Annotated in this window: 17 protein-coding genes; 12 read left to right on the top strand and 5 right to left on the bottom strand. The window is 72.9% G+C overall.

The window, feature by feature from the left end; all coding sequences use genetic code 11:
- Positions 1 to 221: 221 nt before the first annotated feature.
- Entirely contained in the window at positions 222 to 1,856 is a 1,635-nt protein-coding gene (locus AB0C35_RS31240; RefSeq protein WP_358463651.1) for an ATP-binding protein, read from the top strand.
- Here the strand turns inward: AB0C35_RS31240 and AB0C35_RS31235 are convergent.
- The 3 genes from AB0C35_RS31235 to AB0C35_RS31225 all read right to left on the bottom strand — a co-directional run bounded on the left by AB0C35_RS31235 (position 1,822) and on the right by AB0C35_RS31225 (position 4,092).
- A complete protein-coding gene (locus tag AB0C35_RS31235) occupies positions 1,822 to 2,571 on the bottom strand; it encodes a TetR/AcrR family transcriptional regulator (RefSeq protein WP_358463649.1) in 750 nt (249 codons plus the stop codon). The two genes, AB0C35_RS31240 and AB0C35_RS31235, sit on opposite strands and share 35 nt — an antisense overlap.
- 79 nt (positions 2,572 to 2,650) lie before the next feature.
- Entirely contained in the window at positions 2,651 to 3,046 is a 396-nt protein-coding gene (locus AB0C35_RS31230) for an STAS domain-containing protein (protein ID WP_358463646.1), read from the bottom strand.
- A 164-nt stretch (positions 3,047 to 3,210) separates the two neighbouring features.
- Positions 3,211 to 4,092 (bottom strand): PaaX family transcriptional regulator C-terminal domain-containing protein, encoded by an 882-nt coding sequence (locus AB0C35_RS31225; protein WP_358463643.1) that lies wholly within the window; start codon positions 4,090 to 4,092, stop codon positions 3,211 to 3,213.
- Between the two features lie 93 nt (positions 4,093 to 4,185).
- Between AB0C35_RS31225 and AB0C35_RS31220 the strand changes: the two genes are divergently transcribed.
- The 8 genes from AB0C35_RS31220 (at position 4,186) to AB0C35_RS31185 (ending at position 14,391) form a co-directional block, all read left to right on the top strand.
- Complete coding sequence (locus AB0C35_RS31220) at positions 4,186 to 5,700, top strand: long-chain fatty acid--CoA ligase (RefSeq protein WP_358463640.1); 1,515 nt, start codon at positions 4,186 to 4,188, stop codon at positions 5,698 to 5,700.
- On the top strand, positions 5,697 to 6,521 hold the full coding sequence (locus tag AB0C35_RS31215; RefSeq protein ID WP_358463637.1) for an IclR family transcriptional regulator: 825 nt from the start codon (positions 5,697 to 5,699) through the stop codon (positions 6,519 to 6,521). The genes AB0C35_RS31220 and AB0C35_RS31215 overlap by 4 nt, the downstream gene beginning before the upstream one ends.
- Positions 6,522 to 6,628: 107 nt before the next feature.
- Positions 6,629 to 7,648, top strand: a complete 1,020-nt coding sequence (locus AB0C35_RS31210) for an aromatic ring-hydroxylating dioxygenase subunit alpha (protein WP_358463634.1) — start codon at positions 6,629 to 6,631, stop codon at positions 7,646 to 7,648.
- Positions 7,645 to 7,890 carry a hypothetical protein gene (locus AB0C35_RS31205; RefSeq protein ID WP_358463631.1) on the top strand — a complete coding sequence of 82 codons (246 nt, stop codon included), beginning with the start codon at positions 7,645 to 7,647 and terminating at the stop codon, positions 7,888 to 7,890. The genes AB0C35_RS31210 and AB0C35_RS31205 overlap by 4 nt, the downstream gene beginning before the upstream one ends.
- Before the next feature lie 19 nt (positions 7,891 to 7,909).
- Positions 7,910 to 8,983, top strand: coding sequence for an iron chelate uptake ABC transporter family permease subunit (locus AB0C35_RS31200; protein WP_358463627.1), 1,074 nt, complete (start codon positions 7,910 to 7,912; stop codon positions 8,981 to 8,983).
- A 20-nt stretch (positions 8,984 to 9,003) separates the two neighbouring features.
- Positions 9,004 to 10,035, top strand: coding sequence for an iron chelate uptake ABC transporter family permease subunit (locus tag AB0C35_RS31195; protein ID WP_358463624.1), 1,032 nt, complete (start codon positions 9,004 to 9,006; stop codon positions 10,033 to 10,035).
- Positions 10,032 to 10,853 carry an ABC transporter ATP-binding protein gene (locus AB0C35_RS31190; RefSeq protein WP_358463621.1) on the top strand — a complete coding sequence of 274 codons (822 nt, stop codon included), beginning with the start codon at positions 10,032 to 10,034 and terminating at the stop codon, positions 10,851 to 10,853. The genes AB0C35_RS31195 and AB0C35_RS31190 overlap by 4 nt, the downstream gene beginning before the upstream one ends.
- A gap of 52 nt (positions 10,854 to 10,905) precedes the next feature.
- Complete coding sequence (locus AB0C35_RS31185) at positions 10,906 to 14,391, top strand: amino acid adenylation domain-containing protein (protein WP_358463619.1); 3,486 nt, start codon at positions 10,906 to 10,908, stop codon at positions 14,389 to 14,391.
- Between the two features lie 206 nt (positions 14,392 to 14,597).
- Here AB0C35_RS31185 and entS read toward each other — a convergent pair whose 3' ends face one another.
- Positions 14,598 to 15,905, bottom strand: a complete 1,308-nt coding sequence (entS, locus tag AB0C35_RS31180; protein WP_358463617.1) for an enterobactin transporter EntS — start codon at positions 15,903 to 15,905, stop codon at positions 14,598 to 14,600.
- A gap of 77 nt (positions 15,906 to 15,982) precedes the next feature.
- On the opposite strand from entS, the gene panD reads away from it, so the two are divergent.
- The 3 genes from panD (at position 15,983) to AB0C35_RS31165 (ending at position 20,024) form a co-directional block, all read left to right on the top strand.
- Complete coding sequence (panD, locus tag AB0C35_RS31175; RefSeq protein WP_358463614.1) at positions 15,983 to 16,390, top strand: aspartate 1-decarboxylase; 408 nt, start codon at positions 15,983 to 15,985, stop codon at positions 16,388 to 16,390.
- 8 nt (positions 16,391 to 16,398) lie between these two features.
- Positions 16,399 to 18,123, top strand: a complete 1,725-nt coding sequence (locus tag AB0C35_RS31170) for an AMP-binding protein (protein ID WP_358463611.1) — start codon at positions 16,399 to 16,401, stop codon at positions 18,121 to 18,123.
- 461 nt (positions 18,124 to 18,584) lie between these two features.
- Positions 18,585 to 20,024 carry a DUF222 domain-containing protein gene (locus tag AB0C35_RS31165; RefSeq protein ID WP_358463608.1) on the top strand — a complete coding sequence of 480 codons (1,440 nt, stop codon included), beginning with the start codon at positions 18,585 to 18,587 and terminating at the stop codon, positions 20,022 to 20,024.
- A gap of 244 nt (positions 20,025 to 20,268) precedes the next feature.
- On the opposite strand, the gene AB0C35_RS31160 is transcribed toward AB0C35_RS31165, so the two are convergent.
- Positions 20,269 to 21,129, bottom strand: a complete 861-nt coding sequence (locus tag AB0C35_RS31160) for an alpha/beta hydrolase (RefSeq protein ID WP_358463605.1) — start codon at positions 21,127 to 21,129, stop codon at positions 20,269 to 20,271.
- Between the last annotated feature and the right edge of the window lie 135 nt (positions 21,130 to 21,264).

Genomic DNA, 21,264 nt, shown 5'->3' with positions numbered 1-21,264 from the left:
GTCCAGCCTGCCGCCCGGCTTGAACCAGCGCACGGCGACCCAGATCGTGTCGCGGACCATGCGGTAGGTGAGCCGCGGGCGCGCTCGCGTGCGGCTGGCCGTACTGGCGCGCGCAGCCCGCCGCCGCCGCGGTCACCCTCGCCTGCTGCGGCGGGTTCGCGGCCGCGGGCGGGCTGCTGGCCGCGGGTCGGCTCGGCCGCCGGACCGGCGCGGCGTTCATCGTGGCCGCCGCCGCGTGGGCGGCGACCTGGTCGGCGGCCTGGAACGCCGGCGTGGCCCCGGTCGTCTCGGTGTTCGCCCAGTCGGTGTTCTTCACCGCGATCGGCATCGGCGTGCTGCTGTACCCGCGAGGACGCCTGGACGGTCCCGCCGCCCGGCTGTGGACCGTCGCCGCCGTCGTGGTCATGGTCGGTGGCCAGGCCGCCCTGTGCGTCGTCTCGCGGCCCGGGTGGAACGGCTTCGCCGCCACCGCGGTATGGCCGGCGCTGCGCCCCGGCCAGGAGGCGTTCGAGGCCGTCCAGCGCGCGATGACGGCCCTGACCACGGTCCTCGCCGGCGCATTGGTGATCATGCTGCTGGCGCGGCTGCCGCGGATCGGGCGGCTGGACCGGACGCTCACCGTCCCGGTCGCGGTCACCGTCACGATCGGCGTCACCGGGGCCCTGGCGGTCCAGGGCACGCTCCTCGGCGCCGGCGTGGAACTGGACGACGTCCTGCGCGTCTACCTCGTCCAGGGGATCTTCGCCACGGCGGTGCCGCTCGCCTTCTTCGGCACCGCGCTGCGCGCCCGGCTGGCCGAGCTGACCGTCGCCGAGCGGATGCAGCGCCTCACCGACCCCGTCTCCGTGGAGAAGGTCCGCGACGCGCTGCGCAGCGTCCTGCGCGACGACTCCCTCGACCTGTGGCTGTGGGCCGGCGGCGGCTACGTCGACGTGGCCGGGCGGCCGGTGGACACCGGCTCCGGCGACACCCGCATCGGCGACACCCGCATCGGCGACACCGGCTTCGACGGCACTGGCTTCGACGACACTGGGCCGGGCGGCGTCCCCGGACGCTGGCGGCACGAGGTCAGGACGTCCACCGGCGAGCCCCTCGCCACCGTGGACGCCGCCGCCGTGCTCCGCGACCACGAGCCGCTCGTCGAGGCCGCGCTCGTCGCCGGCGGCCGCGCGCTGGAGACCGCCCGGCTGGAGGCGGAGGCCCAGGCCAACCTCGAACGGGCCCGCGACGCCCGGGAGCGCCTCGTCCGCGTCCAGGCGGCCGAGCGCGAGCGCCTGGCGGCCGACCTGCAGCACAGTGCCCAGCAGCGGCTGCGGGCCCTGGAGGGGATGCTCGCGGAACTGGAGTCCGCGGCCGGGGACCCGCGGGCCCGGGAGCAGGCCCGCACCTGCCGCCGTGAGCTGGCCGAGGCGGTCTCCGAGCTGGACGGTCTCGCCCGCGGGGTGCATCCCGCGATCCTCGCCGGCGCCGGGCTGGGCCCGGCCATGGAGCTGGTCGCCGCCCGCGTCGCCGCCGCGCCCTCCCCGGTCGACGTCCGGCTCGACCTGCCCGCCCGCCGCTTTCCGCCCGAGATCGAGTCGACCCTCTACTTCGCCCTCTGCGAGGCCTTCGCCAACGCCGTCAAGCACGCCCGGGCCGGTTCCATCGAGCTGAGCGTCCGCCCCGGCGAGGGCGGGATCGTCGCCGAGGTCCGCGACGACGGCGTCGGCGGCGCCGCCCCGGTTCCGCGCGGCGGCCTCGCCGGCCTCACCGACCGCGTCCGGGCGCTCCGCGGCGACGTCACCGTGGCGAGCCCGCCCGGCGAGGGCACCACCCTGAGGATCACGCTCCCGGACCCCGGTCCCCCCGGCTGCTGACGATGGGCAGAAGGTAGCCGCGGGCGAAGGCGCGGGCGCCCTCGTCGTCGAGGGGGATGTGGCCGTCCGGGGTCAGCATCAGCGAGTGCGTGAGGCGGATGAGGATCTCGGCGACGACCTCGGGGTCGACGTGCGGCGGCGCCGCGCCGACGCGCTGCGCGGTGCGCAGCCGCCCGGCGAGGTAGCCGCGGGCGGCGGCCAGCAGCGGCCCGGCCTTGACCGTGGCGTGCGGGAGGGCCAGCTCGGGCTCGACGACCATGAGCCGGGTCATCAGGCGCTGCTCGCGGCTGATCCGCAGGGTGACGGCGAACCCCTCGACCAGGCGCTCCTCCAGGGTGGGCAGTGCCGCGACGGCGTCGTCCAGCTCGGCGAAGAAGCGCCGCGCCTCCCGCAGCAGGACGCCCGTGACCAGGTCGCCCTTGGTGGGGAACCGGCGGTAGATGGTGGCGCGGCCGAGCCCCGACTCGCGGGCGACGTCGTCCATGGTGGTGCGGCGCGGCCCGTAGGTCTCGAACGACCGGAGGGCGGCGTCCAGGATCCGGTCGGTCTGGGGTTCGCTCTCCGCGCCGCCGGTGAGCAGGCTGCGCAGGAGTTCGTCGTCGCCCAGCCGTCCGTCGTCGCCCATCCGTCCGTCGTCGCCCGGCGATTCGTCGTCGAGCCGAGGAGGTCGTCCGCCGGCTCCGGGGTGGTCGAGGCGTTCCATGAACCTCACCATCGTGAGACGTTAATACGGAAAACGTATCATCGAATGCGCATCATCATCCGGGTGAGGCGGCGAGCCGGGCCCGGGGCCGTCACTGCGCGGTCAGAGCGGCGATGGCCTTCTCCCGTGTCGGGTGCGCGATCAGATGGCGGTCCAGGCCGCTGCGCTCGATGATGGTGCGGAACCGCCGCTCCGGGCGCGCGAGGACGAACTCGCCGCCGGCCCGGTGCGCGCTCTTCCAGATGACGATCAGCGCGTTGAGGCCCGAGGAGTCGCAGAAGTCGACCTCGCCGACGTCCAGGACGACCCGCGGCGGCCCGCCGATGCCGCGCATGTCCGCCAGGACGTGTTCGCGCAGCCGGTCGGCCGTGAGGATGGTGAGCTCCCCTTCCGCCTCCACGACGAGGCAGTCGTCACGGACACGGCTGCGGATCCGCAGCGGTTCGAGTGGGACCCTGTCCGGCGGCCCGTCCGCTCCGAGAGACATTCGATCACCTTCCGTCATCACAGGCACCTCGCGTACCCGCGAACGGGCAGGTCATGCCACTTGTCCGCGGGGAGGGCCGGGCGGCGGGGATCAGCGCGGCGGGGGCCAGTGCGGCGGGGGCCAGTGCGGCGGGGGCCAGTGCGGCGGGGGTCAGTGCGGCGGGGTCAGTGCAGCCGGATGAACTCGATGGCCTCGTCGGCCAGCCGCCGGGCGGGGGCCCGGTAGCGGTCGCGCAGCTCCAGCAGCACCTGCTGCCCCCGGACGGCGGGCCAGCCCGCCGGAAGGTGCTCGACGGGGAGCCGGGGGTCGGCGCGCACGAGCTGCAGCCACTCGGTGGTCATCCACAGGTAGCGCGCAAGGTCGTCGGGGGCGCGGGGCAGCGGGTCCGGGCGGTCCCAGCGGTCCAGGAACGCGCGGTATCCGCCCGCCAGGCCGTCGAGGTCGAACGCCTCCCGCAGCATGCCGGCGACGTCGGTCGGCTGCTCGGCCCGGCCGGCGAAGACCTTGAGCCGGCCGTTCAGTCCGAGGCCCGCGACGATCGGGCGGACGTCCACCCGGGACGGCGCGATCCAGGTGCCGTTTCCGAGCGACCCGAAGCCCGCCCAGGTGAGCCGTGCGCGCAGGTCGTGCCGGACGCGCTGCCACGACTCGGGCATGGAGAACGCGAGGACGGTCCAGTCGCCGTCCCAGTCGGTGTTGAGCACGCCGCGGCGCCAGACCCGGTCGTCGCCGTCGTGCAGGATGGCCTCCGACCGCGGGGTGAGCCCGAAGTGCATGCGGCGGCCCTCCCGGTGCCGCTCCAGCAGGCCGCGGCCGACCATGCGGGTGAGCGTCGACCGGACGGCGTGCTCGCCGACGCCGAGCCGGGCGAAGGTGTCGATGAAGCTGCCGGAGAACACGGCGATGTCGCGGCCGAGGACGTAGTTGCCGAGGTAGGTCAGCATCAGCGACTGCGGCCGGAGCCTCGGGGACGGCTCACCGGCGGCCTTCGGCCCGGCCGCGCTCCGTGCGTTCGCCCGTTCGGCCACCCGTCCGGCTCCCGTCATCGGTCGGCATTTGATGTTCGGCAAAACATTGACCACCGTGAATAATACGCATAACTTCGGTCGTACGCCCACCCCGGGAGAGGACAGCCACGCATGCGCAACGAAGGACTCGGGTCGTGGCCGGCGCGCCGCGCCCGCAAGACCCCGCGGACGGCCGCACTGGTCCACGAAGGACGGACGCTCACCTACGCCGGCCTGCTCGACCGCGTCGCGCGCCTCGCGCACGCCCTGCGCGACCTCGGGATCGGGCCGGGCGACCGGGTCGCCTACCTCGGCCCCAATCATCCGTCCTTCCTGGAGACGCTGTTCGCCACCGGCATGCTCGGCGGAGTGTTCGTCCCGCTCAACACCCGGCTCGCCGGCCCCGAGATCGCCTACCAGCTGGACGACTCGGGCGCCTCGGCGCTGGTGCACGGGCCGTCCCACGCCGGGCTGGTGGACGGCATCCGCGGCAGCACCCCGGTCCGGGAGCACATCGCGCTCGACGACCCGGGCGAGCGCGGGTACGAGGCGCTCCTCGCCGCCGCCGACGACGCCCCGCTCGACCTGCCCGTCGCGCTCGACGACCCGTGCATGATCATGTACACGTCCGGGACGACCGGGTCGCCCAAGGGCGCGACCCTCACCCACGGCAACATCACCTGGAACGCGATCAACGTCCTGATCGACCACGACCTGGTGGCGGGCGAGGTGGCACTGGTGTCCGCGCCGCTGTTCCACACCGCCGGGCTCAACATGCTCACGCTGCCGGTGCTGCTCAAGGGCGGGACGTGCGTGCTGGTCGCCGCGTTCGACCCCGCCGCGACCCTGGATATGATCGCCGAGCACCGGGTCACGTTCATGTTCGGGGTGCCGACGATGTTCCAGCAGGTCGCCCGAGAGCCGGGCTGGGCCGGCGCGGACCTGTCCTCACTGCGCATCCTGACCTGCGGAGGCGCCCCGGTGCCGCCGTCGCTGATCGAGACCTACCAGAAGCGGGGCCTGACGTTCCTGCAGGGATACGGGATGACCGAGGCCGCCCCCGGCGTGCTGTTCCTCGACGCCTCCCACGCGCTGTCCAAGGCGGGCTCGGCCGGCGTACCGCACTTCTTCAGCGACGTGCGCGTCGTCGGCCCGGACATGGTGGACGCCGCGCCCGGCGAGACCGGTGAGGTCGTCGTCCAGGGCCCGCACGTGATGAGCGGCTACTGGGGACGTCCCGGCGACACCGCCGCGGCGCTCGCGGGCGGCTGGTTCCGCAGCGGCGACGCGGCGCGCCTCGACGAGGACGGCTACGCCTTCATCGTCGACCGGATCAAGGACATGATCATCTCCGGTGGCGAGAACGTGTATCCGGCGGAGGTGGAGAACGCGATCCTCGCCGATCCCGACGTGCTGGAATGCGCGGTCATCGGCGTCCCGGACGACACGTGGGGCGAGGTCGGCCGCGCCGTCCTGGTCCCGCGGCCGGGCGCGGACCTCGACCCCGGCAAGGTCCTGGACGCGCTGTCGGAGCGGCTCGCCCGCTACAAGGTCCCCAAGTCGGCGGTGCTGGCCCGCGAGATCCCGCGCAACGCCGCCGGCAAGATCCTCAAGACGCGGCTGCGGGAGGAGCACGGCATGCCATGACCGCGTCCAACCGGCCGGCGCCCGGAAAGCCGCCGGACGGCGGCGGGCGGCCCACCGTCACCAGCCGCGTCCTGGACATCCTCGAGGCGTTCTCCGCCGAGCGCACCGCGCTGAACATCACCCAGATCAGCCGGCACGCCGGCCTGCCGCTGTCCACCGCGCACCGGCTGGTCGGCGAGCTGACCCGCTGGGGCGCCCTCGAACGCGGGCCCGGCGGCGAGTACCGGATCGGGCTGCGGCTGTTCGAGGTCGCCGCGCTGGCGCCCCGCGGGCCGGCGCTGCGCGACGCCGCGATGCCGTTCCTGGAGGACCTCTACGAGGCGACGCACGAGAACGTGCACCTCGCCGTCCTGGACGGCCTGGAGGTCGTCTACATCGAGCGGATCTCCGCCCGCGACGCCGTGCACGTCCTGTCCCGCGTCGGGGGACGCTGGCCCGCCCACGCGACGGGCGTCGGCCTCGCGATGCTCGCGCACGCCGCCGCCGACCTCCAGGAGCGCGCCATCGCCGGGCCCCTCCGCCGCTTCACCGACAAGACGATCACGTCCGGTCCCGAACTGCGCCGCGTCCTCGCCGAGGTCCGCCGGACCGGCGTGGCGATCAGCGACGGCCAGGTCGAGACGTTCGCGCTGTCGGTCGGCGCACCGGTCTTCGGCCCGGACGACGCCGTCGTCGCCGCCGTCGCGATCGTCGTCCCGTCCGACGGCTGGGAGGCGCGGGCGCTCATCCCCGTCGTCCGCGCCAGCGCCCGCGGCATCTCCCGCGCGCTCGGCGCGCCCCGTGCCCTGCGTCCTCCGGAGACCGCGCTGCACAGCCGCTGACGGGCGCGTTCTTCCGCTGGACGGAATCGGTGTGGCCCACTTCACCGCAACGTCGAGATGGTCGACGGGACCCGTCGCCCACTCATCGTTCACCGGAGGAACGGCCCATGGTCTTCGCACGCAACCAGTGGTACGTAGCCGCCTACAGCCAGGAGGTCGGCGACGACCTGCTCGCCCGGACCATCTGCGGGGAACCCCTCGTCATGTACCGGACACAGGCCGGGGAGGCCGTCGCCCTCACCGACCGGTGCGTGCACCGGCGCTTCCCGCTGTCGGAGAGCAACCGCGACGGTGACCGCATCGTCTGCGGCTACCACGGCTTCACCTACGCCCCCGACGGGGTGTGCGTCGCCGTGCCGGGGCAGACCCGCATCCCGCGCACCGCCCGCGTCCCCGCCTTCCAGGTCGTCGAGCAGGACTCGCTCATCTGGGTGTGGATCGGCGACGGGGAGGGCGACGCCACCGCCATCCCGCGCGCCCCCTGGCTGGACGCGCCCGGCTACGTGACCGTCCGCGGCATGGAGCCCCTCGCCGCCCGCTACGAGTTGCTCGTCGACAACCTCCTGGACCTGTCCCACGAGACGTATCTGCACGCCGGCTACATCGGCACCCCTGAGGTGGCGCAGACGCCCATCACCACCGAGGTGGACGACGAGGCGGGCGTCGTCTACGTCAGCCGCCGCATGAAGGACGTCGAGTGCCCGTCCTTCTACGCCGAGTCCACCGGCATCGAGGGCCGCATCGACCGCTGGCAGGACATCGAGTACTACCCGCCGTGCCTCTACCTCCTGCACAGCCGCATCGCGCCCACCGGCGTCGAGCCCGGCCCGGACGGCGACGACTCCAAGGCCTGCCACGCCGAGATCGTCTACGCCATCACCCCCGAGACGGAGACGACCACGCACGACTTCTGGATGGTCGCCCGCGACTTCGCCCTGGACGACGAGAACGTCTCGGCGTTCCTCGCCGAGAGCAACCGCACGGTCGTCCTCCAGGACGTGGAGGCGCTGAACACCCTGGAGAAGGTCATCGCCACCGAACCCGAGGGCTACCAGGAACTGTCCATCAACATCGACACCGGCGGCCTCGCCGCCCGCCGCCTCCTCCAGCGGCAGACCGCCCGATGACCCCTGCCCCTCCCACCGGCACGGGCCGCCCCACCGGCACGGGCCCCACCAGCACGGGCCCCACCAGCACGGGCCGCCCCACCGGCGCAGGCCGCTTGCGCGTCGAATGGTCGCCGGGCTCGGACCGCCTCACCGGCATCTGCCACTGCGGCGCCCAGCACACCGCCGAGGACCCGGCCGAGATCTGGACCTGGCTCCTGGCACACCCCGACCACGCGGACGCCCTTCACCGGGGTTGTTAGCTTAGGCTAGCCTCATATCGTGTCGTCCCCCGCGCGGATTCTGCCGCTGAGAGCCCCGGCGCAGGCGGGCGGGCCGCGCGGTGCGGGCCGCCGTGCCGGTCGCCGTGCCCACTGGTGGTGGCTGGCGCTCCTGGGGACCGTGCTGGCGGCGACGGTCGTGGCCAGCCTCGCGATCGGTGCCGGCGACGTCCCGTTCGGGCGGGTGCTGCCCGGGGTGTTCTCCCCGGACGACGAGTCGCGGGCCGAGCTGATCGTCCACGAGCTGCGGCTGCCCCGCACGCTCCTCGGGATCGCGGCCGGGATGGCGCTCGGGCTCGCCGGCGCGGTGATGCAGGCGCTCACCCGCAACCCGCTCGCCGAACCCGGGCTGCTCGGTGTGAACGGCGGGGCGGCGCTCGCGGTGGTCATCGTCATCGGCGCGTTCCAGGTGGACGAGCCGCTCGTCTACGTCTGGGCGGCGTTCGCCGGCGCGGCGGGCGCGGCGGCGATCGTCTACATGATCGGAGCGCGGGGGAGGGGCGGCGCGTCGCCCGCGCGGCTGGTGCTCGCCGGGGCCGCGGTCAACGCCGTGTTCAGCGCGCTGACCGCCGGCCTGATGCTGCTCAGCCCGCACAGCTTCAACGGCTTCCGGTTCTGGCAGGTCGGCTCCCTCGGCGGACGGGAGATGTCGGTCTTCATCCGGATTCTCCCGTTCGTCGTCGCCGGCGTCGTGCTGGCGCTGCTGCTCGCCCGCCCGCTGAACGCGCTCGCCATGGGCGACGACGCGGGCCGGGCCCTCGGGTCGAGCCCGGGGCGGACCCGCGCGCTCGGGGCCCTCGCGATCGTGGTGCTGTGCGGCGCTGCGACGGCGTCGGCCGGGCCGATCGCGTTCCTCGGGCTGGCCGTCCCGTTCATCGTCCGGACGCTGGTCGGGCCCGACATGCGGCTCGTCCTGCCCTACGCGCTGCTGCTCGCCCCCGTCCTGCTGCTCGGCGCCGACGTCATCGGCCGCGTCGTCACCCCCGGCGAGCTGGAGACCGGAATCGTCACCGCGTTCCTCGGCGCGCCGCTGTTCGCGGTGATGGTCCGGCGGGGGAGGACGCGCGACCTGTGAAGAGCATGCCTGTGAAGAGCATGAGGGTCAGGGTCCTGCGTACGGGCGCGCTCTCAGTGCGGTGGGAGCCGCGCGCCGCGGCGGTGTGCGGGGCGCTGTCGGCGGTCGCCGTCTGCGCCGCGGTCCTCGTCGTCGGCTCCGGGGAGTTCCCCATCTCGCCGCCGGAGGTGGTGCGCGCCCTCATCGGGCAGGGCGACCGCGCCACCGAGTTCATCGTCACGACCCTGCGGCTGCCGCGCGCCGTCACCGGGCTGCTCGCGGGCCTGGCCTTCGGGCTCAGCGGCGCGATCTTCCAGAGCATCTCCCGCAACCCGCTCGGCAGCCCCGACATCATCGGCTTCACCACCGGTTCGGCGACCGGCGCGCTGCTGCAGATCCTGGTGTTCGGCGGCGGCGCCGTCGCCATCACCACCAGCTCCGTGGCGGGGGCCGTCCTGACCGCGCTGGCCGTCTACCTGGTCGCCTACCGCCGGGGCGGCGGCGTCCACGGCGTCCGGCTGGTGCTGATCGGCGTCGCCGCGGCGGCGATGCTGCAGGCGCTGAACTTCTACCTCATCACCCGCGCCGAGCTGCGCGAGGGGTACGAGGCCGCGTTCTGGCTGACCGGCAGCCTGAACGGGCGGGACTGGGACCAGGCCGTCCCGCTCGCCCTCGCGCTGGCCGTGCTCGTCCCGGCGGCGCTGCTGCTCGCCCGGCCCCTCGGCATGGGGGAGCTGGGCGACGACGCCGCGCAGGCGCTCGGTGTGCCCGTCCAGCGGACCCGGGCGCTGCTCACCGTCGCCGGGGTCGGTCTCGTCGCCGCCGCGACCGCCGCGGTGGGGCCGGTCCCGTTCATCGCGCTCGCCGCGCCGCAGCTGGCCCGGCGGCTGACCCGCCGGCCCGGCGCGCAGCTGCTGCCCGCCGCGCTGACCGGCGCGGCGCTGCTGGCGTGCAGCGACCTGATCTCTCTTCACTTGCCGGTCGCCATGCCGGTGGGCGTCGTCACCGGCGTCCTCGGCGGCGTGTACCTGGCCTGGCTGCTGTCGACCACCGCACGGAAGGGGACGACGTGACGAGGTTGCGCGCTGAGAACCTCACGCTGGCGTACGAGAAGCGCGTCGTCGCCGAACGGCTCGGGGTGCGGATCCCGGACGAGTCCTTCACCGTCATCGTCGGGCCCAACGCGTGCGGGAAGTCGACGCTGCTGCGCGCCCTCGCCCGCCTGCTGCGTCCCCGGGAGGGAACCGTCCTCCTGGACGGCGAACCGATCGGCGCCCTGCCCGCCAAGCGCCTCGCGCGGCGGCTCGGGCTGCTGCCCCAGTCGCCGCTCACCCCGGAGGGAATCACGGTCGGCGACCTCGTGGCGCGCGGCCGCTACCCGTACCAGGGGCTGCTGCGGCAGTGGTCGCGCGAGGACGAGGCCGCGGTCGAGGACGCGATGGCCGCCGTCGGCGTCACCGACCTCGAGGGCCGTGTCGTGGACGAGCTGTCCGGCGGGCAGCGCCAGCGGGTCTGGCTCGCGCTCGTACTGGCCCAGCAGACCGGCATCATGCTGCTGGACGAGCCGACGACGTTCCTGGACATCGCGCACCAGATCGAGGTCCTCGACCTGTGCGCGCGCCTCCACGAGGAGGGACGCACGCTCGTCGCGGTCCTGCACGACCTCAACCACGCCTGCCGGTACGCCACGCACCTGATCGCGATGCGCGGCGGCGAGGTCCTCGCCGAGGGCCCGCCCGGCGAGATCGTCACCGCGGATCTCGTGGAGCGCGTGTTCGGCCTGCCGTGCCGCGTCATCCCCGACCCGGAGACCGGCACACCGCTGATCGTCCCGGCCGACCGGCGGCGGGCGGCGTTGACGGCGAGCGGCCTTGACGGCGAGCGGCGTTGACGGCGAAAAGACCCTGAATTAGGTTAGCCTTACCTAATTTGAGGGGAGTGGCGTGTCCGATTCAGGGCTGACCTGGGAAGATCTGCACACCGCACTGGCCGAGGTGCTGGGCGAGCCCGCGGCGGCGGACGACAACCTCATCGAGCTCGGGATGGACTCGATCCGGCTCATGCAGCTGACCGGCCGGCTGCGCCGCCGCGGCGTCGAGATCCGCTTCGCCGAGCTGGCCGAACGCCCCACCCTCGCCGGCTGGTGGGACCTGCTCGCAGAGAAGGGCCAGGTCGAGCCGTCGGCGGGCCCCGCCGCCGATGGCTCTGCCGCTGACGGCGCTCCTAGCTCTGCCGCTGACTGCGCTAGCTCTGCCGCCGACGGTGCCGCAGCCGCTGATGGCGCTGCTGCGGCTGATGGTGCCGCGGCCGACCTCGGCGCGGTGGACATCGAGCCGGACGGGCCGTTCGGGCTGGCCCTGATGCAGCACGCGTACTGGATCGGCCGTGACTCCGGCCAGTCGCTCGGCTCCGTCGCCGCGCACCTGTACGTCGAGCTGGACGGCCGCGCCATCGACCCCGGCCGGTTCGAGGAGGCCGTCCGCGCCCTGGTGAGGCGGCACCCCATGCTTCGCGTCGCCGTGTCCGACGACGGGGCGCAGCGCATCCTGGCCGAACGTCCCGAGCCCGCCGTGACCGTCCACGACCTGCGCGGATCCGCCGACCCGGACGCCGAACTGGAGGGGATCCGGGCGGAGATGTCGGAGCAGCGGCTCCCGATCGAGGACGGCCGCGTCTTCGACGCCCGGCTCAGCCTGCTGCCCTCACGAACCGCCCGCCTCCACCTCGACGTCGACATGGTCGCCGCCGACGCGATGAGCTACCGCGTCATGCTCGCCGACCTCGCCGCCCTGTACGAGGGCGAGACCCTCGCTCCGATCCGGTACGGCTACGCCCGCTACCTCGCCGACGACCCCCGCGCGGAGGCCCGCGAGCAGGACCGGCGGTGGTGGGCCGAGCGGCTCGCCGACCTGCCCGGCCCGCCCGAGCTGCCGGTCGTCCCCGAGCCCGGCGACCGCGTCGAGCGCAAGCACCACTGGCTCCCGCCGGGCGACAAGGACCGCTTCCTCGCCCGCGCCCACGCGGAGGGCGTCACCCCGGCCATGGCCCTCGCGGCCGTGTTCGCCGAAGTGATCGGCGCCTGGTCGGCGACGCCCCGCTTCCTGCTGAACCTGCCGCTGTTCCACCGCGAACCCGTCCACCCGGACGTGGACCGCGTCGTCGGCGACTTCACCGGCTCGATCATGCTGGAGGCCGACCTCACCGCCGACCTCCCGTTCGTCGAGCGCGCCCGCGCGATCCAGGCGAACCTGCACACCGCGGGTGCGCACAGCGACTACTCCGGCCTGGAGGTGCTGCGCGACCTGTCCAGGCTGCGCGGCGAGCAGGTCCTCGCACCGATCGTCTACACCAGTGCGCTCAACCTCGGCGAGCTGTTCGGCGGCGCCGTCCGCGAGCGCTTCGGCGAACCGGAGTGGATCATCTCGCAGGGCCCGCAGGTGCTGCTGGACGCGCAGGTGACCGAGGTGTCCGGCGGCCTGCTACTGAACTGGGACGTCCGCCGTCCAGCGTTCCCCGAGGACGTCGCCGAGGCGATGTTCGACGCCTACACGGCCGCCATCACCCGTCTCGGCGCGCCCGGCGCCGACTGGGACGTGCCGCTCGGCATCGCCGCGACGCCGTCGCAGCTCCGCGTCCGGCACGGTCTCAACGCGACCCCGGCGCCGCCGCCGCGGACGCTGACCGAGGGATTCTTCGACCACGCCCGCCGCCGTCCGGACGCGCCCGCGTTGCACTGGGGCGACGACGGGACGCTGACCTACGGCGAACTGGCCGGCCGCGCCCTGCGCATCGCGTCCGCCCTGGCCGCCGAAGGCGTGCGGCCGGGCGACCGCGTCTCGATCGAACTCCCGAAAGGCCCGGACCAGGCCGCCGCGGCGCTCGGCGTCCTCGCCGCAGGCGCCGCCTACGTCCCCATCGGCCCCGGGCAGCCCGAGGCCCGCCGCGCCAAGATCCGCGCGACGGCCAATGTGGCGGCGTCCCTCACCCCGGACGGGATCCACGACGCCGAACCCTTGGCGGAGCCGGTGGCGGCCCGTCCCGACCAGGTGGCGTACGTCCTTTTCACGTCGGGCTCGACCGGTGAGCCCAAGGGTGTCGAGGTGTCGCACGGCGCGGCGATGAACACCATCGGCGACCTCGTCGAGCGGTTCGAGATCGGCCCGGACGACGTCACGTTCGGGATATCGGCGCTCGACTTCGACCTGTCGGTCTTCGACCTGTTCGCGCCCTGGTCGGCGGGCGGCGCGGTCGTCCTTCCCGGCGAGGACGAGCGGCGCGACGCCGCCCGCTGGGGCGAGCTGGTCCGGCACCGGTCGGTGACCGTGCTGAACTGCGTCCCTTCAGTGCTGGAGATGCTGCTGCGGACGGGCCCGGCGGAGAGCCTGCGGCTGGTCCTGCTCGGCGGCGACTGGGTCGGTACGCACCTCCCCGCACTGGTGAGGGAACGAGCGCCCGGCTGCCGGTTCGCGGCGCTGGGCGGCACGACCGAGACCGCGATCCACTCGACCGTGCAGGAGGTCCCCGGCGAGGTGCCGTCCGACTGGCACGCCGTCCCGTACGGGGTGCCGCTGCGCGGCGTCGCCTGCCGGGTCGTGGACGAGCTGGGCCGCGACCGTCCCGACTGGGTGACGGGCGAACTGTGGATCGGCGGCGGAGGCGTCGCCGACGGCTACGCCGCAGACCCCGCGCGCACCGCGGACAGGTTCGTCGTCCGCGACGGCACCCGCTGGTACCGGACCGGCGACCTGGCCCGCTACCGCCCGGACGGGACGCTGGAGTTCCTCGGCCGCCGCGACCACCAGGTCAAGGTGCGCGGTTTCCGCATCGAGCTGGGCGAGGTCGAGGCCGCCCTGCGGGAGCACCCCGCCGTCGGCCGGGCCGTCGCGCTGCTCGCGGACGCCCGCCTCGCCGCCGTCGTCGCCGCGTCCCCCGACCTGGACAGGGACGCGGTGCTCGCCCGCGTCCGCGACCTCCTGCCGCCGCACATGGTCCCCGAACTGCTCGTCCGCGTCGACGAGCTGCCGCTCACCGCCAACGGCAAGGTGGACCGCAAGGCCCTCACCGCCTTGGCCGCCGCCGAGGCAGGGGAGGTCGCCGACGTCTACGCCGAGCCGGAGACGTCACTGGAGAAGGTGCTGGCCAGGATCGTCGCCGGGGTGCTCGGGAGGGACCGCGTCGGCGCGGACGCCGACTTCTTCGCCCTCGGCGGCGACTCCGTCCTCGCCACCACCGTGATCGCGCGGCTGCGGGAGGCGCTCGACACCACCGCGCTGCCGGTCCGGGTGCTGTTCGCCGAGCGGACCGTCGCGCGCGTCTCGCGGCGCTTCACCGAACTGGAGGAGGAGCCGGGACGGCTGGAGGCCGTCGCCGAGATCTGGCTGGAGGTCGAGGCCATGACCGAGGAGGAACTGGCCGCCCGCCTCGCCTGACGGCCGCCCGCCTCGCCTGACGGCCGCCCGCTTCGGGTGACGGCCGCCCGCTTCGGGTGACGGTCGCGCTTCGGGTGACGGCTGCGCGCTTTGGGTGGTGACGGCCGCGCGCCTTGGATGACGGTCGCGTGCTTTGGGTGACGGCTGCGCGCTTTGGTGGTCAGGGTCGCGCGCCTTGGATGGCGGCCGGGCGGCCGGCGCCGGGGTCAGCCCCGCTCCGGCTCGGGCTCGGGCTTCGGGTCGGGCTTCGGGTCGGGCTTCGAGGCGGGGCGGGGTTCGGCCTTCGGGCGAATGGTCGCGGTGCGCAACCCCGTGAGTGTCAGTGCCAGCACGAGTGCGAGAACGGCACTGACCGTCCCGTAGACCACGATGGCCGCGCCCGGCGCCAGGAAGCGGCCGAGGCCCCCGGCGCCCAGCGACCCGATGGCGCCGCCGCCGGTCTCCTGCGCGGCCCACAACGCGTTGACACGTCCAAGATGGGAATCAGGCGTGTGGGACTGTATCAGCCCGTACCGCAGAATCTCCTCGATCGACTCGACGAACCCGTACGCGAACAGGATCGCGACGGCGAGCGCGGGGTGGCGGGCCAGGCCCAGGCAGGCGAGCGCGGCGAAGCCCGTGACGGACGCGACGAGCAGCGCGAGCCCGGGCCGCTGGAACGACCCGGCCCAGCCGCTGGTCACGGACGCCAGAACCGCCCCGCAGGCCGGCGCGGCGAACAGCAACCCGACCGTGGTGGGTCCGCCGTCCAGGCTGTGCGTGGCGAACGCGGGCATCAGGACCGGGATCCCGCCCGCGACCATGAACAACAGCCCGAGGAGCATGAGGGAACCGACCACACGATGCGACGCGACGAAGCGGAAACCGTCGCCGACGGCCTTCAGCGGGTTGGGCTCCGGCTCGTCACCGACGGCGGGCTCGAGCGGCGGCAGCCTAATCAGCAGCGCGATCGTGCCGAGGGTCCCGGCCGCCGCGGCGGCGTAGTTCCACCCGACGCCGAACGCGGACACCACGAGCCCGCCGAGCGCGGGCGACACCATCGACCCGAGCCGGACGGTCAGCGCGTTCAGCGCCCCCGCCGCCACCAGCTTGTCCGGCGCGACCAACGACGGAGTCGCGGCCAGCAACGCGGTGACGCTGACACCGGTCGCGAGGCCGTCCCACGCCGCCAGCACGTACAGAGCGGCGACCGACGGGGACGGCAGGAAGGCATTGACCGCCAGCAGCACGAACCCGATCCCGGCGGCCGTCCTCGCGCGCAGCATCAGCCGCCGCCGGTCGTAACGGTCGGCCAGCACCCCGCCCCACAGGAAACCCGCGAGGAGCGCGAAACCCTCGGCCGCGGCCACCGCGCCGACATGCACGGTCGACCCCGTCATGGCGTAGACCTGCACCGGCAGTGCGACCGCCAGCATGCCGATCCCGAAGACCGAGACGGTGCGGGCGATGAACACGTTGCGGAACGGCCTGCTGTCGCGCAACGGACCGATGTCCATCACCAGTCGCCGGAGCATCGTCGGGGTTCTCCTCTGCCGGGGGAGTAGCTAAGGTAAGCCTAGCCTTAGTTGTTCTTGAGAAAGAGGGCGAACCGGTGCAGCGGATGCTGATGAACGGAAAGATCCACCGTGCGACCGTCACCCAGGCGGATCTGCACTATGTGGGCTCCCTGACGATCGACGCGGACCTGATGGAGGCCGCGGACATCGTCGAGGGCGAACAGGTCCATGTCGTCGACATCACCAACGGCTCCCGTCTCGTCACCTACGCCATCACCGGCGAGGCGGGCAGCGGCGTCATCGGCGTCAACGGCGCGGCGGCCCGCCAGGTCCAGCCCGGCGACATGGTCATCATCATCACTTACACGTCCGTGGACGACGCCGGCCGGGACCGCCACGAGCCCCGCGTCGTCCACGTCGACGCAGCCAACCGCATCGTCGCACTCGGCTCCGACCCGGCCGAACCGGTCCCCGGCGCCCCCGCCCAGCTCGCCGGGCGGTGAGCCCGCCGATGGACACCGACGGCTTCACTCCCTGGCCGGCCGACCTCGAAGCGCGCTACAAGGCCGAGGGCTACTGGACCGACCGCCTCCTGGGCGACGTCCTGCGAGGCGCCCCGGACCAGACCGCCCTGATCGCCGGCGACGACCGCCTCACCTACGCAGACCTGGACGACCGCGCCTCCCGCACCGCCGCCGGCTTCCGGCGCCTGGGCGTCCGCCGAGGCGACCGCGTCGTCGTCCAGCTCCCGAACACCACGGGCTTCGTCGTCGCGTTCCTCGCCCTGGTCCGGATCGGCGCCGCCCCCGTCCTGGCCCTCCCCGCGCACCGCGAGAGCGAAATCCGCTACCTGTGCGAGCTGTCCGAGGCCCGCGCCTACATCTGCGCCGACCGCGACGGCGACTTCGACTACCGGACGATGGCCCGCACCCTCCCCGTAGAGCACGTAATCGTGGACGGCGACGCCGAGGAGTTCACCGCGCTTTCCTCGGTCGATGCCGGTGCCGGTGCCGGTGCCGGTGCCGGTGCCGGTGCCGGTGCCGATGCCGATGCCGATGCCGGTGCCGGTGCCGATGCCGGTGCCGGTGCCGATGCCGGTGCCGGTGCGGATGCCGGTGCGGATGTCGATGTTGACGCGGATGCCCATTCCGATGCCGTGGCGGTCGACGTCCCCGATCCGTCCGACGTAGGCGCTTTCCTGCTATCCGGCGGTACCACGGGCCTGCCGAAACTCATCCCGCGGACCCACCGCGACTACGTCTACAACCTGGAGGCCAGCGCCGATGTCTGCGGCTTCAACCGCGACACCGTCTACCTGGTCGTCCTCCCCGCCGCCCACAATTTCGCGCTCGCCTGCCCCGGGATCCTCGGCGTCTTCGCCAACGGCGGCACGGTCGTCCTGTCCCCGTCCGGCTCCCCGGACGAGGCGTTCCCCCTGATCGAACGCGAACGCGCCACCGTCTGCGCCGTCGTCCCCCCGATCGCCCTTCTCTGGCTCGACGCCGTGACCTGGTCCGACGAAGACGTCTCGTCCCTCGAACTCCTCCAGGTCGGCGGCGCCAAGTTCGCCGCCGAACGCGCCGCCGAGGTACCGGACGTCCTCGGCTGCCAGGTCCAGCAGGTCTTCGGCATGGCCGAGGGCCTCCTCAACTACACCCGCCTGGACGATCCGCGCGACTTGGTGGAACAAACTCAGGGCCGCCCTCTTTCACCCGCCGATGAGATCCGCGTAGTAGATGGCGACGGCGAACAAGTCGCCCCCGGTGAAGTGGGCGAACTCCTCACCCGCGGCCCGTACACCCTCCGCGGCTACTACCGCGCGCCCGAGCACAACGCCCGCTCCTTCACCCCGGACGGCTTCTACCGCACCGGCGACCTCGTCCGCGAACTCCCGACGGGTCACCTCGTCGTGGAGGGCCGCGAGAAAGACCAGATCAACCGGGGCGGCGACAAGATCTCCGCCGAGGAGCTGGAGAACCACCTCCTGGCCTACCCCGCGATCCACGACGCCGCCGTCGTCGGCCTCCCCGACCCGATGATGGGCGAACGGACGTGCGCGTTCCTCATCATCAGGGACAGTGAGAATGCGCCGGTCCTCCGCGAAATCAAGGACTTCCTGCGCGAGCGAGGCGTCGCCGCTTACAAATTCCCGGATCGTATTGAGGTAGTGGATTCCTTCCCGCGCACCCCTGTAGGCAAGATCAGCAAGAAAGTGCTCGCCGCCGGTCTTGGTTGATCGTGTCCGGCCGGGCCTGTCCATCGAGATCGGCTGCTCGGATCATCTTCTCTCGGATCATCTTCAAGGGATCGGGTGCTCGGATCATCCTCACTTGGATCATCTTCAAGGGAATTGTTCATTCGGCGGTGGGGGCGGCGCAGCGTACGGGGCCGCCCCTCCAAAGTCAAGGGCGCTTCGCGTCGCTTCGCGATGGGACTCCGTCCCACCCTTGACTTCGGAGCCTCTGCGGCCCCTCATGCAGCGTGCAAAGGGCAGGCTCCGCCTGCCCCGCCTGGTCGCGCCGCCCCCACCGCCCAGCCAAGAATCGCCCAGCCAAGAACGGGCACGGGGAAATGGCTGATTTGCGGCTTATGACCGCTCCGCGTGTCACTCCGACTATCCAGGTGGTGACAATAATCCAACCCTGATCCAAGTCGTCTGGGGCGTATTGCGATGCCGGGGTGCGATAGCATTCGTACATGCGTTCGATGATGATCGGCCTGAATGAGGCGTCCACCATGGAATTGGTGAACGCCCTTTCGGAGGTCGCCGCCGAACTGGCTGAGCGAGCCGCACCGGAATCCGCGGCGACGTGCCTGGAACTCACTGAAGCACTCGCCGCCGCCACCGACAAGCAAGAGGCCGTCCTCGCCGGATTCATCGGCGTGGTGGATAAAGGCATGGAGGTCCAGCGGTGGGGGTTCCCCTCCACGCAGTCGTGGCTTCGGAACCGGCTCGGCATGCGCGACGCCCGCGCCAAGGAACGTCTCACCCTGGCCCGCCAGCGGCACCGTCTGGCTGAGATGACCGGGCGGTGGACGTCGGGTTCGCTGTCGTTCGGGTACGCCGCCACCATCGCCGGTGCGGTCGCACGCCTGGACGACACCGACTGCGCCGCGGCCGAGAAGATCCTGCTCGGCATGGTCGATCAGGACTTCTCCGCCGGGAAGGTCGCCTCGTTCGGCCGCCGGATCCGTGACGTCATCGCCGAACGCGACGGTACTGAGACTCCCGACGCCGACTCGCGGCGCGGGTATGAGCGGTCCTGGATCGACTCCACCCGGTCGCTGGACGGCGGCCGGTACATCAAGGGCTGGCTGAACGTCGAAGACGCCGCGATCTGGGACGGGACGCTCGGTCCGCTGGCCAAGCCCGCCGGTGCCGACGACCGCCGTGACCTGTCGGAGCGGACGGCCGCCGCGCTGTCGAGCGTGCTGTCGGGCGGGCACAAGGCCACCAAGGTCACGGTCGTCTGCGACTTGCACACCCTCACCGGCGGCACCGCACCCGCTCGCCTCACCGACGGGACACCCATCCCCGCCGAACAGGCCCGCCGCATCGCTCTGTCAGCCGGGGTCTCGCCGCTATTGCTGGGACGCGGCCACCTGCCGCTCTATCTCGGCTACCGGGAACGGTTCGCCACCCCGGGTCAACGCCGTGTCCTTGAGACCCTTTACCCGACGTGTGCGGTGCAGGGCTGCGAGGTCCCCGGGACGTTGTGCGAGGTCGATCACGTCAAGGGTTGGGCGTTGGGCAACAGCCCCACCGACATCGACCAACTCGCCTTGGTTTGCGGGTGGCACAACCGCTGGAAGGCCGGTCACCCGGCCCGGCTCACCATCACCAAGGACCAGGACGGCCGCTACAGCTACCGTGCACTGCCTCCCAGCGACGCGGTTCTCACCGCTCAGCCTGCTCAGCCGTCGGCCGACGCTCCCCGCCCCGTTGCATCACACGTGCCATCGGACCCGCGACCGGACGCCGAGCCGAGCATCCCGAACCTGTGGGACCAGGCTCCGACCTCGACCACGGCCCTCACACCCCACCGGGACCGCCCCCGCCGCCGGCGCACCTACCCAAAGGCCCGGCCCGCCCGCCAACTCCGCCTCCGCGGCCAACGCCAAACCGGTGGCCCCTAACCGACCAGGCTCCCTCCCAACCGCATCACCCACCACACACCACACAACAGTAACGACGCCCTGCCGCCGGCCCTGACCGACCAGGCCCCCTCCCGACCGCACCACCCACACCACACCGGTCACGACGCCCTGCCGGTGACAACGCCCCTGCCGGTGACAACGCCCCTGCCTGGGACAACGCCCCTACCTGGGGACGATGCCCCGACCAGGGCTCAGCGCCCGGTGGTGATGCCCGTGCTGCTATTCAGCCGGTGGGCTGGGCGGCGACCTCGGCTATGAGCGACACCACGGCGTCGAGGTGATCCGGAGTGGTCAGGTGGCCCATGCTGGGCAGGATTTGCAGCTCGAGGTCCATGGTCCGGCGCAGTGCTGGTGCCAGTCGACGAGGTGGGAGGAACCGGTCGTGCTCTCCCGTCCCGACAACGCAGGGCCGGTCGGTGCGGCGGGCGAGCAGTTCGGCGGGCAGGGGCGGCGGGGCCAGGGTGGTGCGGCAATTGGCGGCCATCAGAGTCATCCATTCGACTTCGTTCTCTGGCGGGTCCTCACCGGGGGCGACGAACAACCGCAGCATGCGGCGGGTGTGTTCGGGCGTGGGACGCAGCAGCCAACGGGCTGATGCCAACGCCAGTGCCGGTTCCACCGTGAGACGGATGAGACCGGCGGGGGAGACAAGCACTCGCGCCGCGATCCGGGGGGAGTCGGCGGCCAGGGCCACCGCCGCGCCCAGCGAATTGCCCACCAGCACGACGCGGTCCAGGTCCGCGGCCGCTAGGACCTCGTCCAGGACCCGGCCGTACCAGGCCACCCTGCCCCGCCGGGGCCGGTGCGGGTCGCTGAGTCCGGGCTGACCGGGCAGATCCACGACCGTGGTCGCCCACCGCCCTGACAGTGCCCGCAGCCACGGCAGTGCCACCGCTGCGTTGAAGCCGGTACCGGGCACCAGGACGACCCGCGGCCCTTGGTGTCCGGCCGACACGAGCGCTACCCGGCCGCCGCTGGTGTCCACCGTTGCATGTGCGAGCGGGAAGTCGGCCCGCGCCAAAGCAGCCGAACACCACTGGCGGACCGCGAGCCGGCCCCGCGAACTCTTGTACACGCTGGACATTGCGCCAGCGTGCCCGCTGCCACCTGATCCGTCCACTCCGACCGATCCCGCCAGCGTCGCTCTCGGCCGGATCGAGGTCGTGCCCGGTCATCCCGCCTCGACCGTTGCGCCGCCGTCTAGCAACCGCTCGGGCGC

This window comes from Spirillospora sp. NPDC048819, from assembly GCF_040650055.1.
Lineage (GTDB): Bacteria > Actinomycetota > Actinomycetes > Streptosporangiales > Streptosporangiaceae > Spirillospora.
Note: the sequence above shows the minus strand (reverse complement) of the source record. Positions and strands in the feature narration are given on the sequence as shown.

Excerpts from the sequence above, each read along its gene's own strand:
- AB0C35_RS31195 (WP_358463624.1), top strand. The coding sequence starts at position 9,004 with ATGAGGGTCAGGGTCCTGCGTACGGGCGCGCTCTCAGTGCGGTGGGAG.
- AB0C35_RS31205 (WP_358463631.1), top strand. The coding sequence starts at position 7,645 with ATGACCCCTGCCCCTCCCACCGGCACGGGCCGCCCCACCGGCACGGGC.
- AB0C35_RS31220 (WP_358463640.1), top strand. The coding sequence starts at position 4,186 with ATGCGCAACGAAGGACTCGGGTCGTGGCCGGCGCGCCGCGCCCGCAAG.
- AB0C35_RS31165 (WP_358463608.1), top strand. The coding sequence starts at position 18,585 with ATGCGTTCGATGATGATCGGCCTGAATGAGGCGTCCACCATGGAATTG.
- AB0C35_RS31235 (WP_358463649.1), bottom strand. The coding sequence starts at position 2,571 with ATGGTGAGGTTCATGGAACGCCTCGACCACCCCGGAGCCGGCGGACGA.
- AB0C35_RS31225 (WP_358463643.1), bottom strand. The coding sequence starts at position 4,092 with ATGACGGGAGCCGGACGGGTGGCCGAACGGGCGAACGCACGGAGCGCG.
- AB0C35_RS31160 (WP_358463605.1), bottom strand. The coding sequence starts at position 21,129 with ATGTCCAGCGTGTACAAGAGTTCGCGGGGCCGGCTCGCGGTCCGCCAG.
- AB0C35_RS31210 (WP_358463634.1), top strand. The coding sequence starts at position 6,629 with ATGGTCTTCGCACGCAACCAGTGGTACGTAGCCGCCTACAGCCAGGAG.
- entS (WP_358463617.1), bottom strand. The coding sequence starts at position 15,905 with ATGCTCCGGCGACTGGTGATGGACATCGGTCCGTTGCGCGACAGCAGG.
- AB0C35_RS31170 (WP_358463611.1), top strand. The coding sequence starts at position 16,399 with ATGGACACCGACGGCTTCACTCCCTGGCCGGCCGACCTCGAAGCGCGC.
- AB0C35_RS31230 (WP_358463646.1), bottom strand. The coding sequence starts at position 3,046 with ATGTCTCTCGGAGCGGACGGGCCGCCGGACAGGGTCCCACTCGAACCG.
- AB0C35_RS31215 (WP_358463637.1), top strand. The coding sequence starts at position 5,697 with ATGACCGCGTCCAACCGGCCGGCGCCCGGAAAGCCGCCGGACGGCGGC.